Source organism: Xanthomonas sp. 3058, assembly GCF_014199765.1.
In the GTDB taxonomy this organism is placed as follows: Bacteria; Pseudomonadota; Gammaproteobacteria; order Xanthomonadales; family Xanthomonadaceae; genus Xanthomonas; species Xanthomonas campestris_B.
In genome coordinates this window covers 367927-380930 of record NZ_JACHOF010000001.1, presented here as the reverse complement: position 1 = coordinate 380930, position 13004 = coordinate 367927, and the positions used below count along the sequence as shown (strand labels likewise).

General features: G+C 66.6%; 13 protein-coding genes. 10 read left to right on the top strand and 3 right to left on the bottom strand.

Translation table 11 applies throughout. From position 1 onward, the window contains the following. Positions 1-287: 287 nt before the first annotated feature. Positions 288-1388 carry an alkene reductase gene (locus tag GGR61_RS01880; protein WP_184620276.1) on the bottom strand — a complete coding sequence of 367 codons (1101 nt, stop codon included), beginning with the start codon at positions 1386-1388 and terminating at the stop codon, positions 288-290. Between the two features lie 245 nt (positions 1389-1633). Here GGR61_RS01880 and GGR61_RS01875 point away from each other — a divergent pair, with 245 nt between their 5' ends. The 7 genes from GGR61_RS01875 (at position 1634) to GGR61_RS01845 (ending at position 7317) form a co-directional block, all read left to right on the top strand. Then, the gene (locus GGR61_RS01875) at positions 1634-2842 is read left to right on the top strand and encodes an MFS transporter (RefSeq protein WP_184620275.1); all 1209 of its coding nucleotides are present in this window, start codon (positions 1634-1636) and stop codon (positions 2840-2842) included. Positions 2843-3010: 168 nt separating this feature from the next. Then, the gene (locus GGR61_RS01870) at positions 3011-3181 is read left to right on the top strand and encodes a hypothetical protein (RefSeq protein WP_184405785.1); all 171 of its coding nucleotides are present in this window, start codon (positions 3011-3013) and stop codon (positions 3179-3181) included. A 221-nt stretch (positions 3182-3402) separates the two neighbouring features. Then, on the top strand, positions 3403-3858 hold the full coding sequence (locus tag GGR61_RS01865) for a PA2169 family four-helix-bundle protein (RefSeq protein WP_184405787.1): 456 nt from the start codon (positions 3403-3405) through the stop codon (positions 3856-3858). A gap of 260 nt (positions 3859-4118) precedes the next feature. Beyond that, positions 4119-4721, top strand: coding sequence for a 2'-5' RNA ligase family protein (locus GGR61_RS01860; RefSeq protein ID WP_184620274.1), 603 nt, complete (start codon positions 4119-4121; stop codon positions 4719-4721). Positions 4722-4765: 44 nt separating this feature from the next. Then, on the top strand, positions 4766-5371 hold the full coding sequence (locus GGR61_RS01855; RefSeq protein WP_184620273.1) for a hypothetical protein: 606 nt from the start codon (positions 4766-4768) through the stop codon (positions 5369-5371). 320 nt (positions 5372-5691) lie between these two features. Further along, entirely contained in the window at positions 5692-5874 is a 183-nt protein-coding gene (locus tag GGR61_RS01850) for an oxidoreductase-like domain-containing protein (protein ID WP_184405795.1), read from the top strand. Positions 5875-5943: 69 nt separating this feature from the next. After that, positions 5944-7317 (top strand): virulence factor family protein, encoded by a 1374-nt coding sequence (locus GGR61_RS01845; RefSeq protein WP_184620272.1) that lies wholly within the window; start codon positions 5944-5946, stop codon positions 7315-7317. Positions 7318-7822: 505 nt separating this feature from the next. Here the strand turns inward: GGR61_RS01845 and mprF are convergent. After that, positions 7823-10387, bottom strand: a complete 2565-nt coding sequence (mprF, locus tag GGR61_RS01840; RefSeq protein ID WP_184620271.1) for a bifunctional lysylphosphatidylglycerol flippase/synthetase MprF — start codon at positions 10385-10387, stop codon at positions 7823-7825. Between the two features lie 68 nt (positions 10388-10455). Here mprF and GGR61_RS01835 point away from each other — a divergent pair, with 68 nt between their 5' ends. The 3 genes from GGR61_RS01835 to GGR61_RS01825 all read left to right on the top strand — a co-directional run bounded on the left by GGR61_RS01835 (position 10456) and on the right by GGR61_RS01825 (position 11936). Further along, positions 10456-11346, top strand: coding sequence for a DUF998 domain-containing protein (locus tag GGR61_RS01835; protein WP_184620531.1), 891 nt, complete (start codon positions 10456-10458; stop codon positions 11344-11346). 10 nt (positions 11347-11356) lie between these two features. Further along, complete coding sequence (locus GGR61_RS01830; protein ID WP_184405805.1) at positions 11357-11704, top strand: RidA family protein; 348 nt, start codon at positions 11357-11359, stop codon at positions 11702-11704. Between the two features lie 85 nt (positions 11705-11789). Next, positions 11790-11936: a hypothetical protein gene (locus GGR61_RS01825; RefSeq protein ID WP_184620270.1), complete on the top strand. Its 147-nt coding sequence runs from the start codon at positions 11790-11792 to the stop codon at positions 11934-11936. Here the strand turns inward: GGR61_RS01825 and GGR61_RS01820 are convergent. Then, complete coding sequence (locus GGR61_RS01820) at positions 11926-12996, bottom strand: cyclopropane-fatty-acyl-phospholipid synthase family protein (protein ID WP_184620269.1); 1071 nt, start codon at positions 12994-12996, stop codon at positions 11926-11928. The two genes, GGR61_RS01825 and GGR61_RS01820, sit on opposite strands and share 11 nt — an antisense overlap. Between the last annotated feature and the right edge of the window lie 8 nt (positions 12997-13004).

Below are 13004 nucleotides of genomic sequence, written 5' to 3'. Positions count from 1 at the left end.
TGCATCACGCACATCGAGGCAACGTGTCTGCTGTAGCGAGTGCAAGGGCGGTGAGCAACGCACGCTAGATAACGCGCTAGATAATCAGCGACATTCAGTGGCATCGCAAATCCCGATGACCAGCGCATCGCGATGGTCATCGGGCATGCGCGCGTCCTGCACGCGCTTCAAGTGGGCAGGCGCGACAGCGTGCTCAAACCAGGGTGCATGCAGGGGGTGCACGCATGGCACGCTGGTCTGCAGCATCCACCGCGCCCGCTTGGTGCCGAGCGCGGCAGGTATATCCGTCAGGCGCGTTCCGGCAGTGCGGGGTAGTCGGTATAGCCCTTGGCACCGCCGCCGTACATGGTGGCCTGGTCGAATTCTGCCAGCGGCGCATTTTCGCGCAGGCGGCGTACCAGATCCGGGTTGGAGATGAAGGCGCGGCCGAATGCGATTGCATCGGCATAGCCGCTGCTGATCGCTTTTTCGGACAACGCCCGGTCGTAGCCGTTGTTGCCGATCCACGCGCCATCGAACTTCGCGCGCAACGCGGCGTAGTCGAAGGCGACGTTGTCGCGCGGGCCGCCGGTTGCGCCTTCGATCACGTGCACGAAGGCCAGGCCGCCGATCAGGTTGAGACGTTCGACTGCCCGCTCGAACAACGGTTGCGGGTCGGAGTCGTGCATGCCGTATACCGGAGTGACCGGCGACAGGCGTACGCCGGTGCGCCCGGCGCCGATTTCGTCGGCGATGGCCTGCACCACTTCGGCCAGCAAACGGGTGCGGTTTTCGATATCGCCGCCGTAAGCATCGGTGCGCTGGTTGGAGCCGTCGCGCAGGAATTGGTCGAGCAGGTAACCGTTGGCCGCATGCACTTCCACCCCGTCGAAGCCGGCATCGATCGCGTTGCGCGCGGCAATGCGGTAGTCCTCGATCAAGCCGGGGATTTCGTCCAGGCCCAGCGCGCGGGGTTCGGACACATCCTGAAAGCCGTCCTTCGTATAGGTCTTGCCTTCGGCCCGGATGGCGCTGGGCGCGACCGGCAGTTCGCCCGGCGGCAGCACGCTGGTATGCGAGACGCGGCCCACATGCCACAGCTGCAGCACGATCTTGCCGCCGTGGCGATGCACCTGCTCGGTCACCGCACGCCAGCCGTCGATCTGTGCCTTGGTGTGGATGCCGGGGGTGTCCAGATAGCCCTGGCCGAGCGGGCTGATCTGCGTGCCTTCGGCCACGATCAGACCGGCAGTGGCGCGCTGGCTGTAATACTCCGGCGCGAGCGGCGAGGGCACTTGGCCGGCGACGGCGCGGTTGCGCGTCAGCGGGGCCATGATCACGCGGTTGGCAAGATCCAGCGCGCCCAGGCGCACCGGGGAAAACAACGGAGATTCAGTGGATTTGGACATCGGCAACCAATCGAGTTAGCTCACGCGCCAGGCGCGGCACCACGGCAATCGCGGCGCCCCCTAGCGATGGTGGCGAACTGAACCTGTTTCGAGCGATGTCGATAGGACACAGCGTCTCCTGACGGCCGCCAACCCGGCTGCGGCTGGGCGCAGCGGGCCCCGGCGCTGAATCGTCTCGATCACTGGTCTTTCGTCCGGTGCTGCATTGCACAATAATGGGTCGCCCCGCCATTACGGAGTCGGGCATGTCCGATACCGCTCTCTCAACGCCGCGTGTGCCCCGACGCGATTGCGTGCTGATCCTGTTTGCGTTGGCGATGGGCGGCTTTGCGATCGGCATCAGCGAATTTTCGACCATGGGGCTGATGACCCAGATCGCGCAGGGGCTGCAGATCAGCGAGCCGCAGGTCGGTCACGTGATCAGTGCCTATGCGTTGGGTGTGGTGGTCGGCGCGCCGTTGCTGGCGATCCTGGGCGCGCGTTGGCCGCGACGGACCCTGCTGTTGCTGCTGATGGTGTTCTATGCGTTGGGCAATCTCGCCAGCGCGCTGGCGCCGAGCTATCACACGATGCTGCTGTGCCGCTTCATCGCCGGTTTGCCGCATGGCGCGTATTTCGGCGTCGCCTCGCTGGTGGCCGCCTCGATCAGCCCGCCCAATCAACGCGCCACCGCAGTGGGGCGCGTGTTGTTGGGGTTGAGCATTGCCTTGTTGGTCGGTAACCCGCTGGCGACCTGGCTTGGCCAGGTTGTCAGCTGGCGCTGGACGTATGCGGCGGTGTCGGTGATTGCGCTCGGCACGGTCGCCGCCGTTGCCGTCTTGCTGCCACCGGCGCCCGATGAGCTGCGTCAGCAGCCGCTGCGCGAGCTGCGTGCGTTCAATCAACCGCAGGTGTGGCTGGCGTTGGCGATCGGTGCGGTGGGTTTTTCCGGCATGTTCTGCGTCTTCAGTTATCTCTCGCCGACCCTGATTGCCGTGACCGGTGTGGAACCGGCGCGCATTCCCCTGGCCATGGTCGCATTTGGCGTCGGCGGCGTGCTCGGCAGCATCCTGGGCGGTTGGTTGTTCGATCGTATGCAGTTCCGCGCGGTGCCGGTGCTGCTGGTGTGGTCGCTGCTGGTACTGCTGACGTTTCCGTTGGCTGCGCACTCGGGGCTGTGGGTGTTCGTGTCCATCGTGGCGGTCGGCACCATGGGCGCGTTGGCGCCCGCACTGCAAACCCGGCTGATGGATGTGGCGGCCGAAGCGCAGACGCTGGCGGCGGCATCCAACCATGCGGCCTTCAACACCGCCAACGCGCTCGGGCCATGGCTGGGCGGCATGGCGATCACCGCCGGCTGGGGCTGGACCTCTACCGGTTACGTGGGTGCGTCGATGGCGCTGGGTGGTCTGCTGGTGTATGCCTTGGCGGTGTGGCAGGAGCGTCGGCAGCGCGCCTCGTTCGCCAATTGCTGAGCGAGCGAGGGGCGACGCTGCAGTTGGCGGTTGTGCTCGTTGAAGCAGCAAGGTGCTTGGTTGCGCGAGCAGCATGCGACGTAAGGCGATGGGCGCCATCCACGGCAAGCTCACAAGCGCATGTCGAGACTGCTTGCTCTTGTGCCCAGAAGCGGACCGAGCAGTGCCATGAGTGAATTCACTCCACCGCCGTGGAAGCGCCCCAATCCCAAGGGTCGCTCCGCCTCCACGCCGTTAACCGATGCGCAGAAGCGCGCAGCCAGGCAGCGTGCCGAAGCCGCAGGGCGCCCGTATCCGAATCTGGTCGACAACATGTGGGCGAGCCGCCAACCCAAGTGAGGGCGATGCGCACCGGTATCGATGAATCGCGATTCATCGCCTGCAAGGTGGCGTGACGACGAGGCCCGGATAACTCACATGCGGATTATGGTCGCCGCGCCAAGCTAAGGCCGTACACAACGTAAGGCATGCAGTCGAGAGATCGATTGCCTTATCCCGAAAGCCGATGTGAGCGCATTGCACGCCGCGCAGCATCGGCCCATCGCAACAAGGAGCAACACATGAGCATTCAGAGCAAAACCGAGCATAGCCTCAACGACCTCATCGCCATTTCCCGCGACGGCAAGGACTTCTACGACGAAGCCGCTGCCAAGGTGGGCGATGCCGAACTGGCGACGTTGTTCCGCCGCATCGCCGGGGTCAAGAGCGATATCGTGAGCAGCTTGAGCAGTGTGGTCGCTTCGGTTGGCGGCAAGCCGGAAACCAGCGGCACCATGGTCGGCAGCATGCAGCAGTTCTACGGCAAGGTGCGTGCAACGTTGGGCGATACCAAGTACGGCTACGTCGCCGAGCTGGAAGAGTCCGAAGATCGCCTGCTGAAGGCGTTCGACGAGACCATCGCCCATCAGGACACCCCGGCTGCGGCCCGCGACGCCGCACTGCGTCTGCTGCCGGAAGTGCGCGCTTGCCATGATGTGATGCGCAACCGCAAGCATGCGATGAAAAGCGCTGCGTAAGCTGACGGCGTGACCGAAGTGCATCGCCTACCGATGCGATGCAGCTCCGGGGTAAAACGATAGAGGCAGAAACGGGCAGCGCGAGCTGCCCGTTTCTTTTTGTGTGTGCAGTGACCGTACACCTGCATTGTTGCGATTCCAGATTGATTTGGCGTTCCGGCGCGCCGGGCAGATCGTGCGCGTATTCGATGTGCGCTGTGTCTGCTAGTATCCGCCGCCCCTCTTCAGGCAAGGCCGCATGGCGCGGTCGTGGCACACCCATGAAGCAGCAGTTTCTCTATCTGTCATCGGCCGACGCGCAGTTGTCGCTGGGCCTGGGTGAAGAGAAGACCACCGAGCGGCTGTTCTTTGCGGTGATGGCCGACGCGCACGCTGCCGAGGGCGCGTCGCGGATTGCCGACGGGTTGCTGCAGAGCGGGCAGGTGGTTGGCCGGCCGCTCGGGCGCGAACGGTTGCATGTAACCCTGCATCACCTGGGCGATTACGCCGGTGGCCTGCCGCCATCGCTGCTGAGCCGTGCCAGCCAGGCCGCCGCACGGGTGACGCTGGATGCGTTCGAGATCGAGTTCGATCGTGTCGGTACGTTCGGCGGACGGTGTTCGCAGCTGCCGTGTGTGTTGCGCGGCGAAGAGCGGGTGCGCGGGCTGTACGAGTTGCAAGGTGTGCTGGGCCGCCAGCTGGCGCATGTCGGCATTGCCGGCGATGCGCAATACACGCCGCACATGACGCTGCTGTACTGCGCTCAGGCGTTACCGCAACGGCGGTGCGATGCGCTTGCCTGGACGGTGCGCGAGTTTGCGCTGGTGCGTAGCTTTCTCGGGCAATCGCGCTACCAGATCGAAGGGTGTTGGTCGCTGGGTTGATGCGCCGCCTTGGTGTGCACGCGCGCGCGCGGTAGCCTGCGTGCATGGACCTCACCACACCGCTTCCGCTGCCTCCCCAACACCTGGCCGCGCTCGAACAGGCGTATGCGACGCCGCCGCGCGCCTACCATCACTTCGGCCATGTGCGTGCCTTACTGGAGCATTACGCCGAGGTTGCCGCCGGGCCGGGGTGGCAGCAGCCGACCGAGGTCTGGTTGGCAGTGCTGTTTCACGACGCGGTGTATCAGCCCGGCCGTCGCGATAACGAGGCGCAGTCTGCGCTGTGGGCGGCGGACTGCATCCCGCGCTGGTGGCCGCAGGCGCAGGTGGACCTGCAGCGCGTGCAGGCCTTGATCCTGCTCACCGCACGCCACGGGCAACTGCAGCCGCAGGACGTGGACGAAGAGGCGGCGCTATTCCTGGATTGCGATATGGCGATCCTGGCGGCGCCAGCAGCGGTGTTCGACGCCTACGACCGTGCAATCGCCGAGGAATATCGCGGGCACGTGCCGGGTGTGTTGTTCCGGCTCAACCGCAGGCGGTTTCTGGCCGGCTTGCTCAAGCGACCGCGCATCTTTCTGAGCGAGCACTTCCATCAGCGCCACGATGCTGCCGCGCGCGTCAATCTGCAGCGGCGGCTGGAGCGCTGATCCTCACGAGCGCGTCATGTACACCGAGGCGAGTGCCAGGCTGGCTGCGGCACGTCGAGACAAGGCGCCCGCTGCGGCCCAGTCCGGCGGCTTCGTCAAAGCGCGCAGGACGGCCCAAGCGCGCCGCAGGCCGCGCTGCGGATGGGGTGGCCGTCGCGGCACGGGGCGGGTGCTCCGCGGTTTGCCTCGGCACGCGTGCGTAGCCGGCGCCCGCTCCGCACTGCGGGCCAGTGAACGCCTCCCATCTCAACCCGCATCACGGGCTCCAGGCGCCAGGCAGTTCATCCAGGTGCCGCGGATGCGCACGCTACAATGGGCGCATGCACGAGCGCGCCGCCTCCCCTGCCGATCCACGTCCGCAACCGCCGCAACCGCCAGCCCCCAATGCGTGCTGCGAGAGCGGCTGCCCGCTGTGCGTGCTCGATCTGTATGCCGACGAACTGGCCAGCTACCGCCAGGCGTTGGCGGCATGGGAAGCGCGTCAGCAGGCGCCTGCGCAATGAGCGAAGCACTGCGCTTCGCGCCGCGGCCCGGAACGATTATCTTTGAACCACTTTTCCCGATGGTGCGACATGCGACGACTTGAGATGTGGAGCGCGCTCTGCGGCGCGGCGATGTTGACGCTGTCGGGGATAGCGTCGGCGCAGACAGCGCAACCGGTGACGCACGGCCGTTTCGAGCAGGTGCCGGTGCTGATGCCCGAGGGCCAACCGCAGCGCGTGGTGATCTGGCTGGCCGGTGCCGGCAACGCCGTCAAGCGGCAGGCACAGGCCGAAGCGTTGCGTGCCGATGGCGCAATGGTGGCGATGGTGGATACCGCGCATCTGTACGCGGTGCTGCGCAAGGCCGGCGGCACCTGTGCGTTCTCGGTCGGCGACGTGGAGAACTTCTCGCGCTACGTGCAGGCTTTCTACCACATCCCCACCTACCGCCTGCCGCTGCTGGTCGGCGATGGCGAAGGTGCTGCGCTGGCCTATGCGATCGGGGCGCAAGCCAAGCCGCATGTGCTGGCCGGTGTGCTGACCGATGGGGTGTGCCCGGCCACGGTGTCCGACCAGGCGATCTGCCAGCCGGGCGTGCGTCCGGGCAGCAACACGCTGCTGCCGGTGCCGTTGCAGATTCCGTGGGTGCTTGCCGGCAGCCAGGACAAGCGTTGCCCGGCTGCGGCCGAAACCGGGTTCCTCAAGCAGGTGCCGCAGGCGCGTACCTTCACCCGTTCGGCCAAGGGCGACATCCTGCCGGGTCTGCGCGCGGCCGCGCGCTCGCTGGGCGAGCAGAAGGGCGTGGCGTTGCCGCCGCCGCCAGGCGGTCTGGCAGATCTGCCGGTGGTGGAGCTGGCCGCCAACCGCGACGGCGATAACGACGACGATACCTTCGTCATCTTCGTGTCCGGCGACGGCGGCTGGGCCGGTCTGGACGAAGAAGTGGCCGATGCGCTGGCCGCGCAGGGCATTCCGGTGGTCGGCCTGGATTCGTTGCGTTACTTCTGGACCGAGCGCACACCGGAAGGTTTCGCGACCGATCTGGACCGCATTGCGCGCTTCTATGCGCAGCGCTGGCAGCGTCAGCGGGTGGTGCTGATCGGCTTCTCGCAGGGCGCAGACGTATTGCCGGCGGCGATCAACAAGCTGCCCGCGCACACCAAGCAGAATCTGCGCATGACCGCGCTGTTGTCGGTGGGCAAACTGGCAGACTACGAATTCCATGTCAGCAACTGGCTGGGTTCGGACGACGAAGGTCTGCCGATCGCGCCGGAAGTGCAGCGCCTGCCTGCCGGCACCACCGTGTGCATCTACGGCCAGGACGACCAGGACGCGCTCTGCCCGAGCCTGTCGGAGCAGACCGCCAAGCGCGTTGCGCTGCCGGGCGATCACCACTTCAAGGGCGATTACGCGACCTTGGCCAGGGTGATCATGGAACAGTTGCACGCACTGTCGAAACCGTGACGGTACGGGCATCTTTTTTGACCTGATTCGCCCGGCTCGCGGCCGACGCATGGTCAATAAGCCGGCCGTCGCTGCTGCCTCAGCCGGCGACGGTAACCGGTGGTGCTTGCGCGCACGCCGGTGTGGCGTGGATGCGGCATGGCTCCCGCATCAAGCGTGCAGGGATTCCTTGCGGCGTGTTCGACGCTGACAGGCGTGCAAGCGCCTGCCGTGCGCGACGCATTCGTGCGAGTCCGGCAGACCTCGTGCGTGAAGTCGGTGGATGCGCGGCGCCTGATCCGGTGTCGGGAAACGCCGAGAATGCGTCCCTGGAGACTGACAGGATCCGAACAGATAAGGCGCCGTGGCGGCATCGATGCCGCCACAGGGTCCGGCCCCGGACGCGGCACCGCTCCCATTTTTCGCAGCTGCTGATCGGCAAGCCATGATTCCAGCTAGGCGTCATGCCTGCGGACTACGCAAAACCCCCAGGCCTTCGCAGGTCTGGGGCCGGCATCACGCCGCGCTACTCCTGCCGGCCGGGGTCCACCGAGATCAACCGGGTGACATCCAGTAACGCGGCCGGCAGATGCATGCCGCCCGGTGCGACCAGATAGCGCGGACGCCAGGTGGGTGCGAACTTCGATTTGAAGCGGCGCAAGCCGCTGAAGCCGTAGAAACGCTCGCCGTGGCGCGCGACCAGGCCGGCAAAACGATTCCAGCGGCCCGCCAGGCGATGCTCGGCCAGGCCCGACAGCGGCGCCATGCCCAGCGAGAAACGCGTATAGCCATTGGCGCTGCCCCACAGGAACAGTTCGATGAACAGGAAGTCCATCGTGCCCTTGGGCGCCTGCGCGCTATGCCGCATCAGATCCACCGACAGCTCGCCGCCAGCCGGCGCCCACCACACATTGGCGAAGGCGACGATCTCCCCGTCGGCCTCGGCCACCGCCACCGGGAAGCGGCGCAGATACGCTGCATCGAAGCTGCCCAGCGAGAAGCCTTTTTCTTCGCCGGACTTTTCTTCCAGCCATTGTTCGGACACTTCCGACAGGCGCGGCAAGACCTCGTCCACCTGCTCGGGCTGCAGCATGCGGAAGGTCAGGCCGCCGCGCTTGCCGCGGTTCCAGGCCTGGCGCAGATCGGCGCGGTCGCGGCCTTCCAGGGTGAAACCTTCCAGCGGCACGATCGCTTCCTCGCCCAGCTTGACCAGGGTCAGGCCCATGTCGAGATAGGTCTGCCAGTACTTCTCGCCCACTTGATAGAACACCGGGCGCAGGCCCATGCGGTCGGCTTCTTCGCGGAAGCGCCAGATCAGCGCGCATGCCACCTCGGGCGGGCCGACCGGGTCGCCCATCGAGATCAGCGAGCCGCCGTAGCGTTGCATCATCACAAAGCCGCGGCCCTGCTCATCGAGCAGGAACGCCTTGTCGCCGGTCAATGCCAGGCAGGCCTGGGTGTCGGTGCCGCTGGCCAGGATCGGGGCCAGGGTCTGCAGGGTCTGCGCACTGGCGGCCGGCAGCGGGCGGCGCCCGCCACGCAGCAGGCGCGCCATGCCGAACACGATCACGCCCATGCTCAGGATCAGCGCAGCACGTAGCGCACGCGGCGCATTGGCCGAAGTGGCGAATTCCCACCACAGGTCGTTGCTGTATTCCACATGGCTGTAGACGAAGAACAGCAGCCAGAACGTGGCCACCAGCACCAGGCCCAGATTGCTCAGCCACCGCCACGACCAGGCTTCGTCCAGCAGCGCGCCCTGGCGATAGAACTCGCGGCGTGCCGCCCATAGCGCAACCGCCGCCAACGCCGCCGACAGCGACACCGAGATATGGCTGCCGCGCAACAGCGACAACGGCGGCAGCAGGATGCACACACCCAGTGCCAGCACCCACGCCGCATGGCTACGGCGCTGCAGGCCCTGGCCGATCAACAGCAACAACATGCCGCCCAGGCTGACCAGCAGATGCGAGGTTTCGATCAGCGGCAACGGCGCCACTTGCTGACGCGCACGCGGTGTGGGCAGCGTGCCGTCGATCACCAATGCCGCACCGACTGCGAACACGGCCAGTGCCAGGATCTGCGGCAACCACGGGCGCAAGGCCTTCCACACCGTGCGCGCGGTGCTGGCGCTGGCGCGGACCGGCGCGCCCAGGCCGGAGGCCGCCGCCATCGCCACCGAAATCAGCAGCGGCACGATGTAATAGGTGACCCGGTACGCCAACGCGGCCGCCAGCACCGCCGCAGGGGTGACATGCGGCAACAGCTTGAGCAGGCTCCATTCGAACACGCCCAGGCCGGCCGGGACCGTGGAGATCAGGCCGGCGACCACCGCCACCAGCCAGATGCCGATAAAGCCGAAGTAGCCGGTGCCCGGATCCGGCGGCAGCAGCACGTAGAACGCAGCGGCCGCCAGCCCCAGTTCGACCACGCTCAGCGCGGTGACGCCGAGCACCGTGGAGCGATCGGGCAACCAGAAGCGATGACTCCGAATGCCGAATTCGCGGCCTTGCTTGCCCACCAGCACCAGCATCGCCACATAGCCGAGCAGCAAGGCAATGCCGGCGGCGCGGATGCCGTCTGCGGTGATCGGGAGCGCGCGCGCGGCGGCGTCCGGTTCCAGCATCAGCGCCAGGCCCAGCAGCACCCAGGCGCCGAAGACGAAACCCAGCGTGCTCATCAACACCACCTGGCCGATCTCGGCCAGGGTCAGCCCGACGCTGCCATAGCCACGCAGCCGCACCGCGCCGCCGGTGAGCGCGGCAAAGCCCAGGGTCTGCCCGACCGCATGCGCCATGAAGGCGGTGATGCCCACGCGCGCCGGATGCAGGCGCTTGCCGGTGCGCTTGAGCCCCACCCAGTCGAAACCCACCAGGCAGGCGTAGCTGCTCAAGCCCAGCAGCAGGGTGAGCGCGATCTGCCCGACGCCCAGTGCACGGAACGCCTGGCGGATCTGGCGATAGCCATGGTCGGTGAACTGCGAGGACAGCGCATGCAGCGCCATCGCCAGGATCGCCAGGCTGATGATGACCGGCAGGGCGCGACGCCAACCGCTGGCAGGCGCTTCGGAAGACACGGAGGTATCCGTCATGGGGGCAACGGGATCTGCTGGAAGGGAAGGAAGGTGCATGCACGATGTGTGCCGCAGGTGCGGCGGGTCTGCATGGGCGAGGCGGGTTGAAGGTGCATGCAGCGTGCTCGCGTGAGTGCCGTCGAGTGAACCGGTGGCTCGGTCGGGCCGGCACAGTGCCGACACGGGACGGCCGGGCGCATCATAGGGCAAAGGCGTACACGCGTGCCGCACAGGATGGAGATGGCAGGGACAGCAGTTGCAAGGCAGACAGGGTGCTGATGCGGACTCCACACCGACGCGGCACCGTCGCGCACGCCGCACCGCCACCTTGGAGCGGCCTGGCTGCCGTGGCCGCCGTGTGGATGGGCGTGGCTTTCATCGGCCTGGTGCTGGCGTTGCAATGGCTACGCGGTGACCTGTGGTGGATCGACGCCCAGCTGAGCGCGTATCTGCACGGTCCTTACGGCCTGCTGTTGCGCACGGCCTACTGCCTGTTGGCGGCAGTGATGGCATGGATGGCGCTGGGCCTGCACGCCGCGCTCGCGCCGGTCGCGCGCAGCCGCACGGTGGTGGGACTGTTCTGGGCGGCGTCGGCGGGTTTGAGCGCCGTGGCGATCGGCGACAGCTGGATGCCGGAGCTGGCGCCGCACGCCGCACCCATGGTGCATGTGCTGTCGGCAGATGCGACCTTCCTGTGCGTGATCGCTGCGGTGTTGCTGCAGTCGTGGTATTTCCGCCGTGATCGTTTTTGGCGACAGCGCTTCGTGCCGGCGTTCAGCCTGGGGCTGCTCGCATTTGCGGTGTTGCTGTGCCACGTCACGGTGACCGGCGCGCCGCCCGGCATCAGCCAGAAGACCGCCATCGTGCTGATCGTGGGCTGGATGGTGGCGGTGGGCGCATGGCTGGCACGGCACGTGCGTGCCGAGGCTGCACGCTCGGCGCATTCGCGGGACAATGCCGGGGTCAATCAACGGTAGGAAGTCTGAAATGGTGCAGCGATTCGATGCGGGTCCGCGGATGTCGGAAATGACCGTCCATGGCGGCGTGTGCTATCTGGCCGGCCAGATTGCCGAGGACACCAGCCAGGACATCACCGGGCAGACCCGCCAGGTGCTGGGCGAGATCGACAAACTGCTGGCGCATGCCGCCAGCGACAAGACCAAGATCCTGCGTGCGGAAATCTTCCTGGCCGACATTGCCGATTTCGACGGCATGAACAAGGCCTGGGACGAATGGGTGCCGCATGGGTTCACCCCTGCGCGCGCCACCGTCGAAGCCAAGTTGGCGCAGCCGGAGTGGAAGGTGGAAATCGTGGTCACTGCGGCAACCGGCTGATCGCATCGGCACGCGCCCAGCGCGGCGCGGCATCGTGCGCATTGCACGGTGCCGGGTTGCGAAGGCTGCGGTCTGCGATCCCGGGATGGCCAACCGCCAGCAGCGCGTCGCCGAGCGTGCCGTCGGCGCGCTCGGCGGTGTATCCCGCAACCTCGATGGGGGAATGCCATCGCAGCCAACCGATTACGAGGTGGCGGTTGGCGTTGCTGGTGCGTGGTCGATCAGCGTTTGACGAAGCGATAGTGCGCCACGCCCCATTCGCGGCCCTGGTCGTAACCGAACAACTCCGCGCATGCCAGCCAGAACATCCGCCAGCGCTGCCACCAGCGCTGCGCATCGTCGCCGTAGGTCTGCTTCAACAGCGGCATGATCTGTTCGCGGTGGCGGTCCTGATTTTCCAGCCAGGCATTGGCGGTTTTTTCGTAATGCTCGCCCGACAGCACCCAACGCTGTTCGATGACCACGTCCTGCTGAAAATGCAGCAAGGTATCGGCCGCCGGCATCAGCCCGCCGGTGAAGAAGTGCCTCCCCATCCAGTTGTCTTCGCCGGCCACCTCGAACGGGTAGGCCAGGTCACGATGGCAGAAGATATGCACGAACAACTTGCCGCCGGGCGCCAACCAACTGCCGACGCGCGCGAGTAGCTCGCGGTAGTTGCGCATGTGCTCGAACATTTCCACCGACACCACGCGGTCGAAGTTACCCGGCGGCAGCGCCAGCGCGTTGACGTCGGCAGTGATGACCTGCACGTTGCCCAAGCCACGCACGCGGCACTGCTCCAGGATATGCGCGCGCTGCGGCCGCGAATTGGATACCGCCGTGATCGTGGCGGCGGGATAGCGCTCGGCCATCCACAACGTCAACGAGCCCCAGCCACAACCCAGTTCCAGGATGCGTTGGCCATCGGCCAGTTCGGCGCGCTCGCCGTACAGCGCCAGCATGCGTTCTTCGGCCGCGTCCAGATCCGGCGTGGTGGCGTCCCAGTAGCAGCTGCTGTACTTCAACCGCTTGCCCAGGCACAGGGTGAAGAACTGCGGCGGCAATTCGTAGTGCTGGCGGTTGGCGGCATCGGTTTCGATTGCGATGGCGCTGGCACGCAGGCTGTCGATGAAGGCGCGCTGGCGCTCGCCGTTGCCGTCGGCATCGTCGCCGCGCTCATCTCGCAGCCGCTGCGCACACAGGCGGCGGATGCCGTAGCGCAGCGCGGCGTCGGGCAGCATGCCGGACTCGGCCAGCCGGGTGGTCAAGGATTCTTCGGGCAGCGAGGAGGGCAGAACGGTAACGGTGGACATACGACTCT

Coding starts and splice junctions, on each gene's coding strand:
- GGR61_RS01855 (WP_184620273.1), top strand. CDS start 4,766: ATGGACCTCACCACACCGCTTCCGCTGCCTCCCCAACACCTGGCCGCG.
- GGR61_RS01825 (WP_184620270.1), top strand. CDS start 11,790: ATGGCCAACCGCCAGCAGCGCGTCGCCGAGCGTGCCGTCGGCGCGCTC.
- GGR61_RS01860 (WP_184620274.1), top strand. CDS start 4,119: ATGAAGCAGCAGTTTCTCTATCTGTCATCGGCCGACGCGCAGTTGTCG.
- GGR61_RS01820 (WP_184620269.1), bottom strand. CDS start 12,996: ATGTCCACCGTTACCGTTCTGCCCTCCTCGCTGCCCGAAGAATCCTTG.
- GGR61_RS01880 (WP_184620276.1), bottom strand. CDS start 1,388: ATGTCCAAATCCACTGAATCTCCGTTGTTTTCCCCGGTGCGCCTGGGC.
- GGR61_RS01870 (WP_184405785.1), top strand. CDS start 3,011: ATGAGTGAATTCACTCCACCGCCGTGGAAGCGCCCCAATCCCAAGGGT.
- GGR61_RS01865 (WP_184405787.1), top strand. CDS start 3,403: ATGAGCATTCAGAGCAAAACCGAGCATAGCCTCAACGACCTCATCGCC.
- GGR61_RS01875 (WP_184620275.1), top strand. CDS start 1,634: ATGTCCGATACCGCTCTCTCAACGCCGCGTGTGCCCCGACGCGATTGC.
- mprF (WP_184620271.1), bottom strand. CDS start 10,387: ATGACGGATACCTCCGTGTCTTCCGAAGCGCCTGCCAGCGGTTGGCGT.
- GGR61_RS01830 (WP_184405805.1), top strand. CDS start 11,357: ATGGTGCAGCGATTCGATGCGGGTCCGCGGATGTCGGAAATGACCGTC.
- GGR61_RS01850 (WP_184405795.1), top strand. CDS start 5,692: ATGCACGAGCGCGCCGCCTCCCCTGCCGATCCACGTCCGCAACCGCCG.
- GGR61_RS01845 (WP_184620272.1), top strand. CDS start 5,944: ATGCGACGACTTGAGATGTGGAGCGCGCTCTGCGGCGCGGCGATGTTG.